Here is a 21203-nt window from a genome sequence, read left to right as displayed (position 1 = left end):
TCGCGAATACGGTGTGTCAAATTCCATAGATGTTGACTGACACGCCCTCTTCGCGAGCAAGCTCGCTCCCACAGGGGTTGGGGTGAACCTTGAAAAATGCGCAATAAAAAGGGCCTCGCATCTGCGAGGCCTTTTATTTGGGCTTCAATCGGTTCAACTCTGTGGCCTCATGCCTTGAGTAAGGCCGAACATGAACAACAACAAATCATGATCGGGTTGGCTTGCCACGGAGGCTTTCGCCACCCGTGGTACTGCACAATGCGCATCCGTGGTGGATGCGCTAAGGACTTGCATGCGGGGCTGCTCCCAGGCAGCCACCGCCAGTGAAGCAACTGCCAAGGCTCCTACCAAAAACAAACCTCGTGCAATTTCGAGTTTCATCGCTATAAACCTTTGATAGCGCTGCCAAACGCCGTCTCATAAAAATAGACGAGTTTCTTCCAGTCGGCATCGCGGAACGACGAATGGCGACGCAATTGCTTCATGTCATGGGAGGCGGCGCGATAAGCGGTCAGACGCTGGCGGCATTTCTCCAGATCGATCAATGCCACTTCAACGCTGGCCGACTCGCCTTCGCCCGTCACCCGTACAAAAACGTGTTTGATGTAGATGCAGCTGTGCTGCCAGCGGCCCTTGTGCATGCGCGCCAGGTTCTCGGCCAGATCCTTGAGCACACGCTCATATACGGCGTCGCCGCACTGATCGCGGCCACCGGCAGCCGCCAGCCAATGTTCCAGCTCCTGGAAACCATCCAGAGACTTGGTCACCAGCAGAGCGCGCCACTTGTGCTGCGGATCAGGCTGGGCACCGCAGAAAACGATGTGCGGCACGCGCACCCCGAGTTTGCTGACACCGGTCAGGGCATCCAGCTCACGCAACACGGTCGGCCGTCCGAACGGGTGCAACCAACTGCGATAGATGTGACCGGTCTGGCGCTTGGCATACAGCAACTGGCCGTCGCGGCCGACAATCCGTTGCACACCACTTTCGCCCCCACGGCGCACATTGGGCTCTTCAACCCACTCACCGCGCTGACTCCAGTAGTAGTCGAAACTATCCTGGGGAGCCACTTGCGCTTCTGCTGCCATATGCACTGCCATCCTTTACCTCTTGCGTAATACGTAAACTCGCCACATCGCATAGAGCGGAATAAAGTCGAGTTGTTCCTGTATGCGGAAACCCGCTGCTTCAAATTCTTTTTCGACCGTAGCCGCAGGGATCAAAAAGCGATTCTGGTAATCGCGGTTGGGACGATCCTTCTCCGCGCGCTTGCGTTTCCACGCCTTGAAATTGCCGTCGACCCACAACGAAACAATCACGCTGTCACGGGTGACGCGCTCGAACTCGCGCAGAATCGCCATGCGGTGCTCGGCTTCTCCGATGTGATGGAGCAAGCGCATGCAGAAAATGCTGTCGACTGCGTTATCCGGCAGAGCAATATCGAAAGCGGAGGTGTGCAAGGGTTGCACCCGTTTCACCACATCCGCTGGTTGCCCTTCGAGCGCGGTCTTGATCATCGACTCGGAGTTGTCCGCGCCGATAATCACCCGATTGGGTTTTTCCGCCAGTAACGGCCAGAAGCGTCCTGCACCGCAGGGCAAATCCAGCACCAGACCGGGTTCGCCGGCCAGTGTCAGGGCCTTGCGCGCCAACTGCTCGTCGCGCAAATGGGAAAGACGACGTCCGAGGCTTTCTTTATGCTTGCGCAAATATTTCTTGGCGTGTTGATCGTCGTACTTTTCGGAAAAATCGAGCTTGATCGGGCCGGTCATCACCAGGACTCCTGAATTACTGATGGCACCACCTTAAGGAGCGGTGTGTCAGCGTCAGGTCATCCAGATGTGAAAAAAATGTCAGGTAAACTGACAAATTATTACAACGTTATACAGGATTTAGACAGGTTGGCGGGAGTAGCCTGAAGCCACTACGTGCGTCCGAAATGGCCAAGATCTACCTCAAAACGGCAGCCATGGGGCTCCATCGTGCTGAGGCTGACAGTCCAGGCCTGGTTTTCGCAGATGCGCTGAACCAGTGACAAGCCAAGCCCCAGACCTTCACCGCGTTTCTCGCTGCCACGCACAAAGGGCTCGAACATGGCCTCGCGCTTCTCTTCAGGAATGCCGACGCCGGAGTCTTCAACGACAAATCCGTTGGCGGTGAGTGTCAGTCGAATGAAACCGTGTTCGGTGTAATGCAATGCGTTGCGCAGCAAGTTACCCATCACGGCGTTCAACAGGGTTGCGTTATAGCGGGTATCCGCTGGGTTACCGGGTTCGAAGGTCAGGATCAGCCCTTTACGCTCGATCGGCTCGCGCCACAGGCACAGCAGACTTTCTGCCACTTGCGTCAGGTTTTGCTGCGGTGCCGCCCCAGCCTCTTCATTCTGCGCGCGAGCGAGCATCAGGAAGGTCTGCACCAACTCGCGCATTTCTTCACTGGCGCGGGCAATACGCTCGACCTGTGAGCGGCCGCGCTGGTCGATTCCCGGGTTCTCCAGCAGCAATTCGCAGGAACTCGCCAGCACCATCAACGGCGTGCGCAATTCATGGCTGACGTCACTGGTGAACAGTCGCTCGCGGGTCAATGCCTGCCGCAAACGCCCCAGCGTGGCATCGAACGCCACCGCCAGTTCGCCGACTTCATCGGCCGCGTAGTCCGGCGCCAGCGGCGGCGCCAAACCCAGCAATTGATCGCGATGGCGAACCTGGCGTGCGAGGCGCACCACCGGCGCCATCACCTTGCGCGCAAGCACCCAGCCGAGGAATACCGCCAACGCCAGGCTGAGCACGAAGCCCACCAACACCACGGCAAACAGCACGCGCTCACGTTCTTCGAAATCGCTTTGATCCTGCAGCAATACATACCGCCGGCCGTCGACGACTTCGACCATCGCGTGGTATGACAGCTGCTCGCGGAATACTTCGTGAAAACCCGCATCCAGATGACGCAGATCCTTGGGCAAGTCGAAGTCGCCGGGACCACCGCTGAAGTAGAACAGCTGATCCGGCTCTGGGCGATGGCTCCAGTCGGAGACATTGTCCATCAGCAACAGGCGCTGCAGATCGCCGCCCAGACCTGCCGAAATCAGTTTTTCCTCGACCAGATGCACCGTTGCGACAATGCCCATGGCAAAGGCGCCGGCGACCAGTGCGCTCATCAGCGCAAAGGCAATGATGATCCGTTGGGAAAGGCTTTGCTTAAACTCCATCACGCCCCTCGGCCAAGCGATAACCGACGCCGTGCACGGTGTGCAGCAAGGGTTTGGCGAACGGTTTATCGATCACCTGACGCAATTGGTGGACATGGCTGCGCAGGCTGTCGCTGTCCGGGCAGTCATCGCCCCACAGCGCTTCCTCGAGAATTTCCCGGCGCAGCACGTGCGGGCTCTTCTGCATCAATACCGCCAGCAGCTTGAGGCCAACCGGGTTGAGCTTGAGCAGCTTGCCTTCGCGGGTCACTTCCAGGGTGTCGAGGTCGTAGTTCAGATCGGCGACCTGCAAGGCACGCCGGCCACCGCCCTGAGCCCGGCGCATGACCGCTTCGATCCGCGCCGCCAGCTCGGACAACGCGAAGGGCTTGATCAGGTAATCGTCGGCGCCGGACTTGAAGCCCTGCAAACGGTCGTCCAGTTGATCGCGGGCGGTGAGCATGATCACCGGCGTGTCGCGGCGGGCGTCCTCGCGCAGACGTTTGCACAAGGTGTAGCCATCAATGCCGGGCAGCATGATGTCGAGCACGATCAGGTCGTAATGCTCGGTGGCCGCCAGATGCAGGCCCGACAGACCGTCCTGAGCGCAATCGACGGTATAGCCTTTGAGCCCCAGGTAATCGGCCAGATTGGCCAGGATGTCGCGGTTGTCTTCGACCAATAAAATTCGCATGAGCACCTCTTGCGTACACAGTTACGGCCATCACGGCTCGCGCAGCTTACGGCCAAGTGTGGCTCAGGGCTAGGCATGTGTCTGGATGTTTATCGATAAACAGGTTGTTTGTGCTGGCCAACGATTTTTTCACTTTCGGTTAACAAATCACCCACGCACTCGGGCGCAGACTGCGCGCGATTACGCTTCTCAAAACATACTTGCCGACCAAGGAATTGCCATGGTGTCGACCTCTGCCCGTCCCGTTTCAAGGCCTTTGAATTTCTGGTTGTGCCTGGGCATTCCCGCCTTCGCGGCGTTCGTTCTGGTGCTGCTCGAACTGACCGATCTGGACATGGATCTGGCCAGGCTGCTTTACGATCCGATCGCGGGCGACTTCATCGGCCGGCACAGCTACTTCCTCGAAGACATCCTGCACGACCGCGCCAAGCAGGTAGTGATCGCGTTTTCGGTGTTTGCCATTTTCGGCTTCATCGGTGCGTTCTTCATCGACAAGCTCAAGCCGTTCAAGCGCGAGTTGGGCTGTCTGGTGCTATCCCTCGGGCTGGCGACTTCGTTCGTGACGCCGGTCAAAGCAGTGACCGCCGTGCAATGCCCCTGGAGCCTGGAGCAGTTCGGCGGCCATGAAACCTATAGCAAACTGATGGAGCATCGCCCGCCCACCGACAAGCCTGGCCGTTGCTGGCCCGGCGGTCACGCGGCCACGGGGTTTACTCTGTTTGCGCTGTTCTTCGTGCTGCGTGATAGACGTCCGCGGTTGGCGCGACAGGCATTTATCTTTGCCTTTGCGCTGGGCTCGGTGTTCTCGATCAGCCGGATGATGCAGGGAGCGCACTTCTTTTCGCACAACGTGTGGACGGCGATTTTCTGCTGGCTGATTTGTCTGGGGGCGTATTACTGGGTGCTGTATCGCCCGGTGGTGAAGGCTGAAACCTCGGTCAAAACACAACCGGTCAGCGCCTGAAAACAAATCTCCTGTGGGAGCGAGCTTGCTCGCGAATACGGTGTGTCAAATTACATAGGTGTTGATTGACACGCCCCCTTGGCGAGCAAGCTCGCTCCCACAGGGGTCCATGGTGAACCTGAAATCACGGGCATAAAAAAAACCCGCCTGCTTATCGCAGGCGGGGTTTTTGCGTTACGGGGGTAAGGCTGGCTTACATCATGCCGCCCATGCCACCCATGCCGCCCATGTCTGGCATACCGCCGCCAGCGCCGCCGTCTTTCTTCGGCGCGTCAGCTACAGCAGCTTCGGTAGTCAGGAGCAGACCACCGATCGAAGCTGCAGCTTGCAGAGCGGAACGAGTCACCTTGGTAGGATCCAGGATGCCCATTTCGATCATGTCGCCGTATTCGCCAGTCGCAGCGTTGTAACCGTAGTTACCGCCGCCCTGCTTGACCTTGTCGACCACAACGCTTGGCTCGTCACCGGAGTTGGCAACGATCTGACGCAGCGGCGCTTCAACAGCGCGACGCAGCACAGCGATACCAACGTTCTGATCAGCATTGTCGCCTTTCAGTTCGGTCAGGGCTTCCAGAGCACGGATCAGCGCAACGCCACCGCCAGGTACCACGCCTTCTTCAACGGCTGCACGGGTTGCGTGCAGTGCGTCTTCAACGCGGGCTTTCTTCTCTTTCATTTCAACTTCGGAACCAGCGCCAACCTTGATCACTGCAACGCCGCCGGACAGCTTGGCCAGACGCTCTTGCAGTTTTTCACGGTCGTAGTCCGAGGAAGTTTCGGCAACCTGAGCACGGATCTGAGCGATACGCGCTTCGATGTCGGTTGCTACGCCAGCACCGTCAACGATGATGGTGGTTTCCTTGGAGATGGTCACGCGCTTGGCACTACCGAGGTTTTCCAGGGTGGCGCTTTCCAGGCTCAGGCCGATCTCTTCGGAGATAACGGTACCGCCGGTCAGAACGGCGATGTCCTGCAGCATGGCCTTGCGACGGTCGCCGAAGCCTGGAGCCTTGACGGCTGCAACCTTGACGATGCCGCGCATGTTGTTCACGACCAGAGTCGCCAGGGCTTCGCCTTCAACGTCTTCCGATACGATCAGCAGTGGGCGGCCGGCTTTGGCAACGGCTTCCAGTACTGGCAGCATTTCGCGGATGTTGGAGATCTTTTTGTCGACCAGCAGAACCAGTGGGCTCTCCAGTTCGGCAACCATGGTCTCAGGCTTGTTGACGAAGTACGGGGACAGGTAGCCACGGTCGAACTGCATGCCTTCTACAACCGACAATTCGTTTTCCAGGCCAGTGCCTTCTTCAACGGTGATCACGCCTTCTTTACCGACTTTTTCCATGGCTTCGGCAATGATTTCGCCGATGGAGCTGTCGGAGTTGGCCGAGATGGTGCCGACCTGAGCGATTGCCTTGGTGTCAGCGCATGGCTTGGAAAGCTTTTTCAGCTCAGCAACAACGGCGATGGTCGCCTTGTCGATGCCGCGCTTGAGGTCCATCGGGTTCATGCCGGCAGCAACGGCTTTGTAGCCTTCGTTGACAATCGACTGAGCCAGAACGGTAGCGGTGGTAGTACCGTCGCCTGCGTCATCGTTGGCACGGGAGGCAACGTCTTTGACCAGCTGCGCGCCCATGTTTTCGAAACGGTCTTCGAGTTCGATTTCTTTGGCGACGGAAACGCCGTCCTTGGTGATGGTCGGAGCGCCGAAGCTCTTCTCGATGATCACGTTACGGCCTTTCGGGCCCAGGGTCGCTTTTACTGCGTCTGCCAGGACGTTAACGCCCTTGAGCATTTTCTTACGGGCGGAATCGCCAAACAGAACTTCTTTAGCAGCCATGATCGATATTCCTTAAATACTTTGTAGTAGCGGGAAAATGAACGGGGTAATCAGCCTTCGATAACCGCGAGAATTTCGTTCTCGCTCATTACCAACAGGTCTTCGCCGTCGACTTTCACAGTGTTGCTGCCGGAGTAAGGACCGAACACAACCTTGTCGCCTTCCTTAACGGACAGTGCGCGCACTTCGCCGTTTTCCAGAGCTTTGCCCGGGCCTACAGCGAGAATCACACCGTGGTTGGCTTTTTCAGCAGCCGAACCTGGCAGGACGATACCGCCAGCGGTTTTCTTTTCTTCTTCGCTGCGACGGATTACGACGCGGTCATGCAGAGGACGAAGCTTCATTGTCGATCTCTCCTAATTGTGGTTTTCATCGGCCGGTGTAGTCCCGGCGGGTTTAACAAATCCGGCCTTCGCCGGGTGCGCCTCGTCGAGCGAGACGCGGAAGTCTGACTGGCGCAAATGCCAGAAACCTTTCGGTGACCGTTACATAAGGGCGCATAAGCCTATTACAAGGGCAAACGGTGAAAATTTTTCATCGCAGCGCCCAAACGCAACCCACATAAAAACCCGGCACCTGAAGGTGCCGTGTCGATCACAGATGTCACTTGGTGTCGCGGTGTTCGAACTCGCCTTCGATCACGTTGGGCTCACGGCCCAGCGTCTCGCGTGGCGCAGGCCCGCCGCGGGGTTGCAGATCGTCAGCGAACGCACGCTGGCGCATCGCCTGATCTTCGGCGCGCTGGCGCATTTTATTGGCCAGCAATCGACGCGTGAACGGCAGCAGCATCACCAGACCGACCACGTCGCTGATGAAACCCGGCAGGATCAACAGGCCACCGGCCAGGGCCAGCATCAGACCTTCAAGCATGGTTTGCGCAGGCAGTTCGCCGCGGTTCAGGCTTTCACGGGCACGCAGTGCCGTGGCCAGACCGGCGACGCGCAGCACGAACACCCCGAACATCGAGCCGAGAATGATCAGTAGCAGGGCCGGGAAAAACCCGATAGCCCCTGCCACTTTGACGAATACGAACAGCTCCAGCACCGGAAACAGCAGAAAGAGCAACAAAAAAGGGCGCATCTAACTTTCCTCTACGCAAGAAATGCCTTGCAGTAAGCCTTAGATGACGTCGCCCTTTCGTGAATTCAAGCGTCGGCCACTGCATTTTTTGGCCAATGCTCGGCGTGAGCCAGAGAAACCAAGGCTTCGCGCACTTGTATCGGCGTATGACATGGCGCTTGAAACGGCAACCAGTACAGCGCCTGACCGATGCGCAGGTGCATGCCTTCGGTGTCGATCCCGGCCAATTGCGCCGGCACGGTTTTCGGCAGGCCGGCCAGATCGACATAGTGCGCGATGGCTTTGGCGTGGTCGCTGTTCATGTGTTCGACCATGCTGATCTCGGCCTTGCCGGCGAACGGATTGGCGAGGGTCAGATGATCGACCCAGTGAATCGCACCGAAACCACCGATGTAGCGATGACGCACCGGTTTCAGCACCCAGAAATCGAAATCGTGGGCCTTGTGGTAGTTCTGCGAGTCAGGGAAATAGCGGTAATAGCGCTCGGCCGCCGCTTCAATGCTGGCAGCGTCTTCGAGTCTTTCTGCCTCGGCCAGATAGGTCAGGCGACCGACGGCTTGCACGTCATCTGCCTCGCGCTCACCCACCAGCATCGAGCACTTCGGGTCTTTTTGCAGATTGTGCGTGTGCTGGGCGATGCGGCTGATCAGGATCAACGGCCTGCCCTGCTCGTCCAGGCAATACGGCACGACGGAGCCAAAGGGAAAACCGGGCATGGATTTAGAGTGGGTCGAGAGCACTCCACGGTATTCCTTGAGAAGCAATTCTCGGGCATTCTTCGCCACTTCAACGCTCAATTTATGACTCCTTAAATAGAATCCGTCGAAAAAACGGACAGGTGCACGGGATAAGTTCCGCTCACCATCGGGCAATTCTCATGTGCAGCCAGGCCACATCGGGCGCAGATCGAGAGGCTCTCTAAGGGAAAACCACTCTGACCTGCTATCGGGGCATGCGAATGCAACTCAACGACAAAGTAATCATTATCACCGGCGGTTGCCAGGGTTTGGGCCGCTCAATGGCCGAGTATTTCGCCGGCAAAGGCGCGAAGCTGGCGCTGGTCGATCTGAACCAGGAAAAACTCGACGACGCAGTCGCGGCTTGCAAAGCCAAAGGCGTCGAAACCCGCAGCTATCTGTGCAACGTAGCCAATGAAGAACAAGTGGAGCACATGGTCGCGCAGGTCGCCGCCGACTTCGGTGCGATCCACGGTTTGATCAACAACGCCGGGATCCTGCGTGACGGCTTGCTGCTGAAGGTCAAGGACGGCGAAATAACCAAGATGAGCCTGGCCCAATGGCAAGCGGTGATCGACGTCAACCTGACTGGCGTATTCCTTTGCACCCGCGAAGTCGCCGCGAAAATGGTCGAGCTGAAAAACAGCGGCGCGATCATCAACATCTCGTCGATCTCCCGCGCAGGCAACGTTGGCCAGACCAACTACTCCGCGGCCAAGGCCGGTGTTGCGGCGGCGACCGTGACCTGGGCCAAGGAATTGGCGCGCTATGGCATTCGCGTGGCGGGCATCGCGCCGGGCTTCATCGAGACCGAAATGACCCTGGGCATGAAGCCGGAAGCGCTGGAGAAGATGACAGCCGGGATTCCGCTCAAGCGCATGGGCAAACCAGAAGAGATCGCCCATTCGGCGGCCTATATCTTCGAGAACGACTATTACACCGGTCGGATTCTGGAGATGGATGGCGGGTTGCGTATCTAACTCCCACCACAAAGCCAAATATGGGAGCGAGCTTGCTCGCGAAGGCGTCGTATCAGACAACTGATGGGTTGAATGACACACCGCTTTCGCGACCAAGCTCGCTCCCGCAGGTTTTTCAGTGTTGCTGATTTATCAATCGTCGCTGATGGTGATGTTCGGCATTGCCGGTGTTGCCGCTTCCTGCAACACAATCCGCGCGCCAACGTGGCGGGCCAGTTCCTGATAGACCATGGCAATCTGGCTGTCCGGCTCGGCGATCACCGTTGGCTTGCCGCCATCGGCCTGTTCGCGGATCAACATCGACAACGGCAGCGAGGCCAATAGCTCGACGCCGTACTGAGTCGCCAGCTTCTCGCCGCCGCCCTCTCCGAACAGATGCTCGGCATGGCCGCAATTCGAGCAGATGTGCACGGCCATGTTTTCCACCACGCCCAACACCGGAATGTTGACCTTACGGAACATTTCCACGCCTTTGCGCGCGTCGAGCAATGCCAGGTCCTGCGGTGTGGTGACGATCACCGCACCGGCCACCGGGACTTTCTGTGCCAGGGTCAGCTGGATGTCGCCGGTGCCTGGCGGCATGTCGACCACCAGATAATCGAGATCGCCCCACGCGGTTTGCGTGACCAGTTGCAGCAACGCGCCGGAGACCATCGGCCCACGCCAGACCATTGGCGTGTTGTCGTCCGTCAGAAACGCCATCGACATGACTTCGACGCCGTGGGCCTTGAGCGGTACGAACCACTTCTGGTCCTTGATTTCAGGGCGAGTTCGCTCGGGAATGCCAAACATGATGCCCTGACTCGGGCCATAGATATCGGCATCGAGAATCCCGACCTTGGCGCCTTCACGGGCCAGTGCCAGCGCGAGGTTGGCAGCGGTGGTCGATTTGCCGACACCACCCTTGCCCGACGCCACGGCAACCACGTTCTTGACGTTGGCCAGCCCGGGAATCTGCGCTTGAGCCTTGTGCGCAGCGATCACCGTGTTGACCTCGACCCGGGCAATCACAACGCCGTCGATGTTTTCGATGGCCAGTTGCAGCAATTGCGCCCAGCCACTTTTGAACAGACCGGCGGCGTAGCCGATTTCCAGCTGCACATTGACGCGATCACCGATGATCTCGATGTTCTTCACGCAACCGGCGCTGACCGGGTCCTGGTTCAGGTAAGGGTCGGTGTATTGGCTGAGGACGGCTTCCACCGCTGCGCGAGTGACGGCACTCATGGGCAACTCCGATAACAAGACTGGGAAAAGATGGCGGGTATCGTACCGCGCTGATTGATTGGGGGTGAGTGGATTCATCAGTCAGCTAAAGATTTGTCTGCAAAATGAGATCCACTGTGGCAAGGGAATTTATCCCCGTTCGGCTGCGCAGCAGTCGCCAATCCATTGCACCCGGTATGCCTGACACACCGAAGCAGCAGGTTTTGGGGCGGCTTCGCCACCCAACGGGGATAAATCCCCTCGCCACAGGTAAACCCATTCACAACAGAGGGATTCACAGTCAAAAATAATCTGGCTGGCGCATCTGGAAACAGGCGCACAGGGTGAAAAATATGCGCCAGCGCTTTATAGTGGCCGACCTCCGTTTCATCAAGTAGCGAAGCCCCACATGTCCGAGCCACGCAAGATCCTCGTCACCAGCGCCCTGCCCTACGCCAACGGTTCGATCCACCTTGGCCACATGCTGGAATACATCCAGACCGATATGTGGGTGCGCTTCCAGAAGCATCGCGGCAATCAATGCATCTACGTCTGCGCCGACGACGCCCACGGTTCGGCGATCATGCTGCGCGCAGAAAAGGAAGGCATCACCCCAGAACAACTGATCGCCAACGTGCAGGCTGAACACAGCGCCGACTTTGCCGAGTTCCTGGTCGATTTCGACAACTTCCACTCTACTCACGCTGAAGAAAACCGTGAGCTGTCGAGCCAGATTTACCTCAAGCTGCGCGACGCCGGGCACATCGCCCAACGTTCGATCACTCAGTATTTCGACCCGGAAAAGAAAATGTTCCTGGCCGACCGCTTCATCAAGGGCACCTGCCCGAAATGTGGCACTGAAGACCAGTACGGCGACAACTGCGAAAAGTGCGGTGCGACCTACGCACCGACCGACCTGAAGGATCCGAAGTCGGCAATCTCCGGCGCCACCCCGGTGCTCAAGGATTCCCAGCACTTCTTCTTCAAACTGCCGGACTTCCAGGAAATGCTGCAAGCCTGGACCCGCAGCGGCACCCTGCAAGACGCCGTCGCCAACAAGATCGCCGAATGGCTGGACGCCGGCCTGCAACAGTGGGACATCTCCCGCGATGCGCCGTACTTCGGTTTCGAGATTCCGGGCGAGCCAGGTAAATATTTCTACGTGTGGCTGGACGCGCCGATCGGCTACATGGCCAGCTTCAAGAACCTTTGCGACCGCACGCCGGAACTGGACTTCGACGCTTTCTGGGCCAAGGATTCCACTGCCGAGCTGTACCATTTCATCGGCAAAGACATCGTCAACTTCCACGCCCTGTTCTGGCCAGCGATGCTCGAAGGCGCCGGCTATCGCAAGCCGACCGCGATCAACGTGCACGGCTACCTGACCGTCAACGGCCAGAAGATGTCCAAATCGCGTGGCACCTTTATCAAGGCCCGCACGTACCTGGATCACCTGTCGCCGGAATACCTGCGCTACTACTACGCGGCCAAACTCGGCCGTGGCGTTGACGACCTCGACTTGAACCTCGAAGACTTCGTACAGAAGGTCAACTCCGACCTGGTCGGCAAAGTCGTCAACATCGCCAGCCGTTGCGCCGGTTTCATTCAAAAGGGCAATGCCGGCCTGTTGGTCGACAACAATGCCGCGCCTGAGCTGACCGAGGCTTTCCTCGCCGCCGCGCCAAGCATCGCCGACGCTTATGAAGCCCGCGACTTCGCCCGCGCCATGCGTGAAACCATGGCCCTGGCCGACCGCGCCAACGCCTGGATCGCCGACAAGGCGCCGTGGTCGTTGAACAAGCAGGAAGGCAAACAGGATGAAGTCCAGGCGATCTGCGCCACCGGCATCAACCTGTTCCGCCAACTGGTGATCTTCCTCAAGCCAGTGCTGCCGCTGCTGGCCGCCGATGCCGAGGCGTTCCTCAACGTCGCCCCGCTGACCTGGAACGACCACGCCACCCTGCTGGCCAACCACCAGCTCAACGAATTCAAGCCGTTGATGACCCGCATCGACCCGGTAAAAGTACAAGCCATGAGCGACGCCTCGAAAGAAGACCTGACCGCCAGCCAGACCGATACCGGTGCAGCCGCCCCGGCAGGCAACGGCGAACTGGCCAAGGATCCGCTGTCGCCGGAAATCGACTTCGACGCATTCGCGGCCGTCGACCTGCGCGTTGCGCTGATCATCAAGGCTGAAGCCGTGGAAGGCGCCGACAAACTGTTGCGCCTGACCCTGGACATCGGTGACGAGCAACGCAACGTGTTCTCCGGGATCAAGAGCGCTTATCCAGACCCATCCAAGCTCGACGGTCGCCTGACCATGATGATCGCCAACCTCAAGCCCCGGAAAATGAAGTTCGGTATCTCCGAAGGCATGGTGCTGGCGGCAGGTCCCGGCGGTGAAGAAATCTACCTGCTGAGCCCGGACAGCGGCGCCAAGCCGGGTCAGCGCATCAAGTAAGACTCTGCGGCAAATCGATCCCACAGGCGTGCGCGCATGCCTGTGGGATTTTTCATGTCTGGCCCACTCACCGTTGCTGCCGGATAATGCCTAACCTTATGAGACATCCGCCCGTTTCGCCGGCAGCCCCATGACCGAACTCGTGCTTACGCTTATCAGTGCAGCGCTGCTCAACAACTTCGTGTTGCACTGGCCGCTGGGCGTCGATCCGCTGTTGGCGGGCAGTCGTCGGCAGGTTCATGCGCTGGGGCTGGCGACGTTGTGCCTGATGGTGATCGTCGGCGTGGCTGGCTACACAATCTGGCACTGGCTACTGGTGCCCCTGCAACTGCAAGCGCTACGCCTGTTCGTGTTTTTGCCGCTGAGTGTGTTGTTGATCGCGCCGCTGCTGAAACTCTTGAAGCGTGGGTTGCCGAACCTGTCGTTCGAGGGGTTGTGGCCGCTGTTGCTGGGCAACGCCGGCGTGCTTGGGCTGGCGCTGATCAATGCGCAGAGCGGTCAAGGCCTGTTGCACGCGGCGGCACTGAGCCTCGGCGCCGGGCTGGGTTTCTGGCTGGTGCTGAGTCTGTTCAGCGATTTGCGCGAGCGTACAACCGACAACGATATTCCCCTGCCCTTTCGCGGCCTGCCGATCGATCTGATCGGCGCCGGACTGATCGCAGTGATTTTTCTCGGATTCAGTGGACTGATCAAAACATGAGTCTGATTCAATGCATCGACGCCCTTCTGCCGCAGACCCAGTGCGGCAAGTGCGGTCATCCAGGATGCAAACCTTACGCACAAGGCATCGTTGACGGCGAGCCGATCAACAAGTGCCCGCCGGGTGGTGCTGAAACCATCGAGGCGCTGGCCGAACTGTTGAAAGTGCCGGTGCTGGAACTGGACGTCAGTCGCGGTTCGGCGCCAGCGCAGGTGGCTTACATCCGCGAAGCCGAATGCATCGGCTGCACCAAATGCATTCAGGCCTGCCCGATTGATGCCATCGTCGGCGCGGCGAAATTGATGCACACCGTTCTGATCGACGAATGCACCGGTTGCGATCTGTGCGTGGCACCCTGCCCGGTGGACTGCATCGAAATGCATCCACTGCCACCAAACACACTGCCAGTGATCGGCGGCTTGGCCACAAGCCTTGAAGAACAGCGCGCGCGCGCCGCCAAACGTGATCACGCTCGCCAGCGTTTTGAACGACGCAATGCCCGCCTGCTACGCGAAGAACAGCAGAAACAGGCTGAGCGCGAGGCCCGAGCCAAACGCGCCGCTCAACCTGAAGTGACAACGCTCGACCCGGTGCAAGCTGCACTGGAACGCGTGCGCGCGCAAAAATCCGCAACCGCCGACGCCGCACTGAAGAAAGCCAAGATCGATGTCGCGATGAGCCGCGCGCAACTGCACAAATCGCTAAAAGCCTTCGGTCATCCGCCGACCTTTGAACAGCAGTCCCAATTGATCGTGTTGCAGCAGCAATTCGAAGTGGCTGAACAGGCGTTGGCCAAACTCGACAGCTGCGCACTTGCAACTCCGGCAGCGCCAGTGCCAACTCCGGCGAAAGACGCGGACCTGAAACGGGCGAAGATCCAATTGGCCATGCGCCGCGCCGAACTGAAAAAAGCCCAGACCACCGAGGCGCCACTGGAGCAGATCACCGCGCTGGAACAGGCATTACAAGACGCCGAGCGCCAGGTGCAAGATCATGTTGCCCCTTGAGACACCGGACGATCGCCTGCAACAGGCGATGAAGCTGGTGCTGCTTGCCATGCTGCCGGGGCTGCTGAGCTTGTTCTGGTTTTACGGATGGGGCGTATTGATCAATCTGGTCCTCTGCGTCGTCACCGCACTGGCCGTCGAGGCTGGCGTCATGCGCCTACGTCGGCAAGCGTTGCAGCCGCTGATCGGTGACGGCAGTGCGCTGGTCAGCGCGACATTGCTGGCCGCCGCCCTGCCGCCCTACTGCCCTTGGTGGCTAACGGTGACAGCGATGGCCTCAGGTCTGCTGTTTGGCAAACATCTGTACGGCGGCGTGGGCAAAAACCCGTTCAATCCGGCCATGCTCGGTTTTGCCTTGGTCATCGTGATGTTCCCGCAGCCGATGACGCATTGGCCGGCCCATGGCATGGCGCTGCTCGACGCCTTGCAGCAGGTATTCGCTCCGGAGCTGGCGCCGGACGCCTGGGTTCAGGCCACGGCGCTGGACAGCCTGCGCATCAACAAAAGCCTGACCATCGATGAGCTGTTCGCCGCCAATCCGGCCTTCGGGCGCTTCGGCGGGCGTGGCGTGGAATGGGTCAATCTGGCATTTCTCGCCGGCGGACTGTTTCTGCTGCAACGGCGAGTATTCGGCTGGCACGCGCCGGTCGGCATGCTCGCCAGCCTGTTTGTGGTCAGCCTGCTGTGCTGGAACGGCTCGGGCTCGGACTCCAACGGCTCCCCGCTGTTTCACCTGCTGAGCGGTGCCACCCTGCTTGGCGCGTTTTTCATCATTACCGAACCGGTATCCGGTGCAAAAAGCGCGTTGGCTCGCGTGCTGTTCGGCGTTGGCGTCGGGCTACTGACTTACCTGATCCGCACATGGGGCGGTTATCCCGACGGTGTCGCGTTCGCGGTGCTGTTGATGAATCTTTGCGTGCCGGCACTCGAGCGTTTCGCCGCAAGCCGACAGGCACCGGGGCGCCCATGAACCGCACTAAGAGCGCACTCACGCTGTTACTGTTGGCCTTCGTCGGCATCACAGCGACGTATCTAGTGCAGCGCAGCAATGCCCCGCAGATTGCCGCCGAACAACGTCAGCTCGACACTCGCAAACTGCTCGACGTGCTCGCACCCGATAGCTACGACAATCAACCGCTGGAACAGCCACTGGCCTTGGCGGACGTTGCCTTGAGCCACAGCACGCTGACCGGCGGCTATCGCGCGAGCAAAGCGGGACGACCAGTCGCTGTGTTGTTGCGCAGCCGCAGCGAGGGTTATGCGGCCAGCATCGAACTGCTGATCGCCATTGATGACCATGGAAAACTGTTGGGCGTAAAAACCCTCAAGCAGAATGAAACGCCAGCGCTCGGCGGACATTTGGGCGACTGGCCGAATGCATGGCTTCAGGTGCTTGTCGGGAAATCGAATGATGAGCCGACGGGTGCCGGTTGGGCGCTGAAAAAGGATCAGGGGCAGTTCGATCAAATGGCCGGGGCGACCATCACCTCCCGTGCGGTGATCAACGCTGTCCATGACGCGCTGGGTTATTTTGATCAACATCGTGCGGCATTGCTGGGGAGCCAACCATGAACCGCACGGCGCACTTGGCGAATTCGTTGATGCTGATGCTTTTGCTCGGCACCACGGGCTCGTTGGCTGGCGCATGGGTAGCAGTCTTGATGTTTGCTGCGGTGATGGGTGCTTACGGCTTGTGCATGTCATTGCTACGCTCGCGCCTGACGCCTGCGAGCGCATGGTCGGCAGGCCTGCTGCTCGCCGCTACGTTGACAAGCTGTGCGGAGATTTTCGTTCAACGCTGGTTTCTTCCATGGCATCAGGCTTTTGGTCTCTATGCCGGGCTGATCGCCTTGCAGTGCCTGGTGCTGGAACACAACGGATTCTTCCGCCAGACCCTGACCGAGCGCCTCAAACTATGCGGTATGTTCAGTGCATTGATGCTGATACTTGCCGTAGTGCGTGAACTCGCAGGCCAGGGCCGCATCGGCCAAGGACTGTTCGAACACTGGCAAGGTCTTGTTTTATTCAGCGAGGGGTTGCCACTGGTGACCCTGGTTCCCGGCGCGCTGATTGTGTTGGGGCTGCTGCTCGCGGCCCGTCAGGCGTGGACTCGCTCGAACTCTATCTCCAAGGAAACGCATCGCCCATGAATGCCGCAAAACGTCTTGAGATTTTCCGCCGACTGCATGAAGACAATCCTGAGCCGAAAACCGAACTGGCCTATTCATCGCCCTTCGAACTGCTGATTGCGGTGATTCTTTCGGCGCAGTCGACCGACGTTGGCGTAAACAAGGCGACAGCCAAGCTGTACCCGATCGCCAACACCCCGGCGGCGATTTACGCGCTGGGCGTCGAGGGTTTGTCCGAATACATCAAGACCATCGGCCTCTACAACAGCAAGGCCAAGAACGTCATCGAGACGTGCCGCTTGCTGGTCGAACGCCACAACAGTGAAGTGCCGCAAACGCGTGAGGAGCTCGAAGCTTTGCCCGGTGTCGGCCGAAAGACCGCCAACGTGGTGCTCAACACGGCTTTCCGTCAGTTGACCATGGCCGTCGACACGCACATCTTTCGAGTCAGCAACCGCACCGGCATCGCTCCCGGCAAAAATGTGGTCGAGGTGGAAGACAAGCTGATGAAGTTTGTACCAAAGCAATTCCTGCTCGATTCCCACCATTGGCTCATTCTTCACGGGCGCTACGTGTGTCTGGCGCGCAAGCCGCGTTGCGGCAGTTGCCGAATCGAAGACTTGTGCGAATACAAACAAAAAACGTCCGACGATTGATCAGCTAAAGAAATAAATGAGTGATCGATTGAAAAAATCTTTTTTACCCGCCGCTCGAATGCCGCTATAAGGAGCGCCAACGGCAGTCTTAGGATGGGAATTGATCTATGAGTACTGATAAAGAGGAACTGGAACTGGATGATGAACCCCTGGAGGCCGATGACGCCGAACCGGTGGTTGAAGTCGCCAAGACCAACCTGAGCAAACGCCGCACGATCGACAACCTGCTGGAGGAGCGCCGACTGCAAAGGAAGTTGGCCGATTACGACTTTGATCTCTGATACTTGAAAGCCTCCCGAAACGGAGGCTTTTCACTTTTTATGCCTAGCTGAATTCGATCGACCCATGACCCCGTCAGCGAACGAAATACTCAGACAAGTCCATTGCGCTGGGCCAACTCAATCAGATCAACCAACGAGCGCGCATTGAGCTTCAGCAACAAGCGGGTCTTGTAGGTGCTCACGGTCTTGTTACTCAAAAACATGCCATCGGCGATTTCCTTGTTGGTCTTGCCCCGCGCCAACTGCTGCAACACCATCATCTCGCGCCCGGAAAGGCGATCCACCATGTCTGCTTCACTGGCATTGCCCAGGCTGGTACGTACTGTATGCAACGCCTGATTGGGGAAATAACTGTAGCCAGATAAAACAGCTTTGATAGCACTGAGCAATTCGGTCAAATCTTGCTGTTTGCATACATAACCCGCCGCCCCCGATTGCATGCAGCGCATTGAAAAATGACCCGGTGCCTGGGAAGTCAGCACCAGGACTTTTATAGGCATTGCGACCGAGGTCAGGCGTGCAATTACTTCCAGACCATCAAGTTTCGGTATTCCAATATCCAGAATTACAATATCCGGCATTTGTTCGCGAGCCAGTTGTAATGCATCCACACCGTTATCCGTTTCTGCAATGACTTCGTAGCCATGACGTTCCATCAGCATACGTACCGCAAGACGAATGACGGGGTGGTCATCCACGATCAGCACTTTATTCATGGGCAAGTCCAGTTTCGCTGTTCGAATTTTTAGAACACGCACAATAGCCCAGCCATTTGCCCCATGGCATGCCAGGTCTCTCATGCACTTGCATCGAAAGACATCCCCTACAGCCATCGAGGATTAATCCTACAAAAAACCGTGCATTTCTAAACATCCGACGAAATATCTCTTTCACTTTCCTGCAAAATTTCTGATTTTCACTTGTAACAACTCGCGACCAATAATCACCGAAGAGCAGCTTAAAAACCCGTTTTCATTACAGCCAATCTGCGGGATCTGTGCTGATACACGCATGAAACTTTAAATACCTTGCCAATCAGAAACATCAAGCAATAACGGCAATCGCTTACAACACTCCTGCAAATCATAAACACTTGAAACAAGATATTTATATTCAAGCAAACACTTTTACTATACACAGAAAACACTAAACCCCAACTTACCCACAAACAAAGCCATAAAACCCACTCACAACAAGACACCTAAAAAAAGAGAAAAAACATGTTAAAAATTAAAAAAAGAATAACTAACCCAATGACGGTTATCGCCATATTCGCCGCAATCTCGGAAGGCTCCGCTGCGGTATCTTTGCCGTTTCTTAATAACGAAGATCGAGAAATCTACGCCTGGTTTCTTATCAGCTTTCCATTTTATTTGTTATTTCTTTTCTTTATCACTTTAAACTTCAACCATCGCTCGCTTTATTCACCTTCTGATTTCGGCAAGGACAAGAGCTTTTTAAAAGTCATCGACAATGATGACCGCGACAGCAAACGAAACGCACCGCCGCATGAGCGAGATACACATGCCACTTTCGGCATATCAAGTCATATCGTTCCCCGCAAAGCTACTGCTACCGGGTGCAGGGACTCGTGCAAAGTTCATAACGCTTCCGACCCGCCGGCCGGGATCAACGCGAATTTGAACCTGAGGATTCAACACAACATTCAGCTACCCGCCTCTATCAGCAACCTGCACATCATCGATGCACGGGATATTGATGCGTCGAGAGAAATCGCCACAATTCTGGAAAAAATCCGACGCACCGACAAGAAAACTGTGCGGGTCATCATGTTTATTTCCAATCATGTGTCAGACGTTTCACTGACAAAGAATGCGTTACTGCAGATCAGGCATGCGAAGAAGGGGTCGGGCACAACACTCTGTATTGTTTACAACCTGTGTTCACAGACGATCACGCTGTTGGGACGAGCATGAAAGATGGGGCATGGCCGCAGAAGAAAACGGACAAGGGATATTGCAGCTAAGCGTCGGACAAAAGAATTCTAAAAAAAAAGGGCGGCCCCGTCTCGAAGACAGGGCCGCCCTTTTATTACGCGTCAGTCTGAAAAATCAGAACAGCTTGCGGCCCTTGTTGGCAGCAATACGCATGCGCAGCGCGTTGAGCTTGATGAAGCCCGCCGCGTCGGCCTGGTTGTAAGCACCGCCATCTTCTTCGAAGGTCGCGATGTTGGCATCGAACAGCGAATCGTCGGACTTGCGGCCAGTCACGATCACGTTGCCTTTGTACAATTTCAGGCGAACCACACCATTCACGCAGGCCTGGGAAGCGTCGATCATCTGTTGCAGCATCAGACGCTCAGGGCTCCACCAGTAACCGGTGTAGATCAGGCTGGCATACTTGGGCATCAGCTCGTCTTTCAAGTGAGCGACTTCGCGGTCCAGGGTGATCGACTCAATGGCGCGGTGAGCACGCAGCATGATCGTGCCGCCCGGGGTTTCGTAGCAACCACGAGACTTCATGCCGACATAACGGTTTTCGACGATGTCGAGACGGCCGATACCGTGCGCGCCACCGATCTGGTTCAACGTCGCCAGCACGGTGGCCGGGGACATTTCGACGCCGTCCAGCGCGACGATGTCGCCGTTGCGGTAGGTCAGTTCCAGATACTGCGGTTTGTCTGGAGCGTTCTCCGGGGAGACGGTCCATTTCCACATGTCTTCTTCGTGCTCGGTCCAGGTGTCTTCCAGGACGCCGCCTTCATAGGAGATGTGCAGCAGGTTGGCGTCCATCGAGTACGGAGACTTCTTCTTGCCGTGGCGCTCGATCGGGATGTTGTGCTTTTCAGCATAATCCATCAGCTTTTCACGCGAGAGCAAGTCCCACTCACGCCACGGAGCAATCACTTTTACGCCTGGCTTGAGCGCGTAGGCACCCAGTTCGAAACGCACTTGGTCGTTGCCCTTGCCGGTGGCGCCATGGGAAATGGCGTCAGCGCCGGTTTCATTGGCGATTTCGATCAAACGCTTGGCGATCAGTGGACGTGCGATGGAAGTACCCAGCAGGTACTCGCCCTCGTAAACGGTGTTGGCGCGGAACATCGGGAACACGAAGTCACGCACGAATTCTTCGCGCAGATCGTCGATGTAGATTTCTTTGACGCCCATGGCCTGAGCCTTGGCGCGGGCCGGCTCGACCTCTTCGCCTTGACCGAGATCAGCGGTGAAGGTCACCACTTCACAGTTATAAGTATCCTGCAGCCACTTGAGGATCACCGAAGTGTCCAGGCCGCCGGAATACGCCAGAACGACCTTGTTTAC

The 21203-nt window shown here is 57.5% G+C and carries 23 protein-coding genes; 11 read left to right on the top strand and 12 right to left on the bottom strand.

What is annotated here, in order from left to right:
- Positions 1-153: 153 nt before the first annotated feature.
- The 5 genes from ACIQVE_RS23665 to colR all read right to left on the bottom strand — a co-directional run bounded on the left by ACIQVE_RS23665 (position 154) and on the right by colR (position 3881).
- Positions 154-381 (bottom strand): hypothetical protein, encoded by a 228-nt coding sequence (locus tag ACIQVE_RS23665; RefSeq protein ID WP_402812914.1) that lies wholly within the window; start codon positions 379-381, stop codon positions 154-156.
- A 2-nt stretch (positions 382-383) separates the two neighbouring features.
- Entirely contained in the window at positions 384-1100 is a 717-nt protein-coding gene (locus ACIQVE_RS23660; RefSeq protein ID WP_402812911.1) for a lipopolysaccharide kinase InaA family protein, read from the bottom strand.
- Between the two features lie 3 nt (positions 1101-1103).
- The gene (locus ACIQVE_RS23655) at positions 1104-1772 is read right to left on the bottom strand and encodes a class I SAM-dependent methyltransferase (RefSeq protein ID WP_402812908.1); all 669 of its coding nucleotides are present in this window, start codon (positions 1770-1772) and stop codon (positions 1104-1106) included.
- A 152-nt stretch (positions 1773-1924) separates the two neighbouring features.
- On the bottom strand, positions 1925-3208 hold the full coding sequence (locus tag ACIQVE_RS23650; protein ID WP_402812906.1) for a sensor histidine kinase: 1284 nt from the start codon (positions 3206-3208) through the stop codon (positions 1925-1927).
- Positions 3198-3881, bottom strand: a complete 684-nt coding sequence (colR, locus tag ACIQVE_RS23645) for a two-component system response regulator ColR (protein WP_150601715.1) — start codon at positions 3879-3881, stop codon at positions 3198-3200. The genes ACIQVE_RS23650 and colR overlap by 11 nt, the downstream gene beginning before the upstream one ends.
- Before the next feature lie 220 nt (positions 3882-4101).
- Between colR and ACIQVE_RS23640 the strand changes: the two genes are divergently transcribed.
- Positions 4102-4845, top strand: a complete 744-nt coding sequence (locus tag ACIQVE_RS23640; RefSeq protein ID WP_402812902.1) for a phosphatase PAP2 family protein — start codon at positions 4102-4104, stop codon at positions 4843-4845.
- A 193-nt stretch (positions 4846-5038) separates the two neighbouring features.
- Here ACIQVE_RS23640 and groL read toward each other — a convergent pair whose 3' ends face one another.
- The 4 genes from groL to ACIQVE_RS23620 form a co-directional block, all read right to left on the bottom strand.
- Positions 5039-6685, bottom strand: coding sequence for a chaperonin GroEL (groL, locus tag ACIQVE_RS23635; RefSeq protein WP_402812899.1), 1647 nt, complete (start codon positions 6683-6685; stop codon positions 5039-5041).
- Between the two features lie 50 nt (positions 6686-6735).
- On the bottom strand, positions 6736-7029 hold the full coding sequence (locus ACIQVE_RS23630; protein WP_007916610.1) for a co-chaperone GroES: 294 nt from the start codon (positions 7027-7029) through the stop codon (positions 6736-6738).
- 259 nt (positions 7030-7288) lie between these two features.
- Positions 7289-7765, bottom strand: coding sequence for an FxsA family protein (locus tag ACIQVE_RS23625; RefSeq protein WP_095123288.1), 477 nt, complete (start codon positions 7763-7765; stop codon positions 7289-7291).
- Positions 7766-7830: 65 nt separating this feature from the next.
- Positions 7831-8562: a HugZ family protein gene (locus ACIQVE_RS23620; RefSeq protein ID WP_402812895.1), complete on the bottom strand. Its 732-nt coding sequence runs from the start codon at positions 8560-8562 to the stop codon at positions 7831-7833.
- A gap of 161 nt (positions 8563-8723) precedes the next feature.
- Between ACIQVE_RS23620 and ACIQVE_RS23615 the strand changes: the two genes are divergently transcribed.
- Positions 8724-9482, top strand: coding sequence for an SDR family oxidoreductase (locus ACIQVE_RS23615; protein ID WP_402812892.1), 759 nt, complete (start codon positions 8724-8726; stop codon positions 9480-9482).
- A 132-nt stretch (positions 9483-9614) separates the two neighbouring features.
- Here the strand turns inward: ACIQVE_RS23615 and apbC are convergent, their stop codons facing one another.
- Positions 9615-10709: an iron-sulfur cluster carrier protein ApbC gene (apbC, locus tag ACIQVE_RS23610; RefSeq protein ID WP_402812889.1), complete on the bottom strand. Its 1095-nt coding sequence runs from the start codon at positions 10707-10709 to the stop codon at positions 9615-9617.
- A gap of 388 nt (positions 10710-11097) precedes the next feature.
- On the opposite strand from apbC, the gene metG reads away from it, so the two are divergent.
- The 8 genes from metG (at position 11098) to ACIQVE_RS23570 (ending at position 17922) form a co-directional block, all read left to right on the top strand.
- A complete protein-coding gene (gene metG, locus ACIQVE_RS23605) occupies positions 11098-13149 on the top strand; it encodes a methionine--tRNA ligase (protein WP_402812886.1) in 2052 nt (683 codons plus the stop codon).
- 130 nt (positions 13150-13279) lie between these two features.
- Positions 13280-13849 (top strand): electron transport complex protein RnfA, encoded by a 570-nt coding sequence (locus tag ACIQVE_RS23600; protein ID WP_402812883.1) that lies wholly within the window; start codon positions 13280-13282, stop codon positions 13847-13849.
- Positions 13846-14856 carry an electron transport complex subunit RsxB gene (rsxB, locus tag ACIQVE_RS23595; protein WP_402812881.1) on the top strand — a complete coding sequence of 337 codons (1011 nt, stop codon included), beginning with the start codon at positions 13846-13848 and terminating at the stop codon, positions 14854-14856. The genes ACIQVE_RS23600 and rsxB overlap by 4 nt, the downstream gene beginning before the upstream one ends.
- On the top strand, positions 14843-15826 hold the full coding sequence (locus ACIQVE_RS23590) for an RnfABCDGE type electron transport complex subunit D (RefSeq protein ID WP_402812878.1): 984 nt from the start codon (positions 14843-14845) through the stop codon (positions 15824-15826). Before rsxB ends, ACIQVE_RS23590 begins: the two co-directional genes overlap by 14 nt.
- Complete coding sequence (locus tag ACIQVE_RS23585) at positions 15823-16428, top strand: RnfABCDGE type electron transport complex subunit G (protein ID WP_402812875.1); 606 nt, start codon at positions 15823-15825, stop codon at positions 16426-16428. The genes ACIQVE_RS23590 and ACIQVE_RS23585 overlap by 4 nt, the downstream gene beginning before the upstream one ends.
- The gene (locus ACIQVE_RS23580) at positions 16425-17006 is read left to right on the top strand and encodes an Rnf-Nqr domain containing protein (RefSeq protein WP_402812872.1); all 582 of its coding nucleotides are present in this window, start codon (positions 16425-16427) and stop codon (positions 17004-17006) included. The genes ACIQVE_RS23585 and ACIQVE_RS23580 overlap by 4 nt, the downstream gene beginning before the upstream one ends.
- Positions 17003-17641: an endonuclease III gene (gene nth, locus ACIQVE_RS23575; protein ID WP_402812870.1), complete on the top strand. Its 639-nt coding sequence runs from the start codon at positions 17003-17005 to the stop codon at positions 17639-17641. Before ACIQVE_RS23580 ends, nth begins: the two co-directional genes overlap by 4 nt.
- Before the next feature lie 107 nt (positions 17642-17748).
- Positions 17749-17922, top strand: a complete 174-nt coding sequence (locus ACIQVE_RS23570; RefSeq protein WP_402812867.1) for a PA3496 family putative envelope integrity protein — start codon at positions 17749-17751, stop codon at positions 17920-17922.
- An 89-nt stretch (positions 17923-18011) separates the two neighbouring features.
- On the opposite strand, the gene ACIQVE_RS23565 is transcribed toward ACIQVE_RS23570, so the two are convergent.
- Positions 18012-18638, bottom strand: coding sequence for a response regulator transcription factor (locus tag ACIQVE_RS23565; RefSeq protein ID WP_042560733.1), 627 nt, complete (start codon positions 18636-18638; stop codon positions 18012-18014).
- A 504-nt stretch (positions 18639-19142) separates the two neighbouring features.
- On the opposite strand from ACIQVE_RS23565, the gene ACIQVE_RS23560 reads away from it, so the two are divergent.
- Positions 19143-19859, top strand: a complete 717-nt coding sequence (locus ACIQVE_RS23560; protein ID WP_402812865.1) for a hypothetical protein — start codon at positions 19143-19145, stop codon at positions 19857-19859.
- A 135-nt stretch (positions 19860-19994) separates the two neighbouring features.
- Here ACIQVE_RS23560 and ACIQVE_RS23555 read toward each other — a convergent pair.
- Positions 19995-21203 (bottom strand): argininosuccinate synthase (locus ACIQVE_RS23555; protein ID WP_402812864.1); only part of this gene is annotated, 1209 nt, incomplete at its 5' end.

Origin of the sequence: Pseudomonas sp. NPDC098747 (genome assembly GCF_044760045.1) — a bacterium.
In the GTDB taxonomy this organism is placed as follows: Bacteria; Pseudomonadota; Gammaproteobacteria; order Pseudomonadales; family Pseudomonadaceae; genus Aquipseudomonas.
This window is presented reverse-complemented; position numbering and strand designations above follow the sequence as displayed.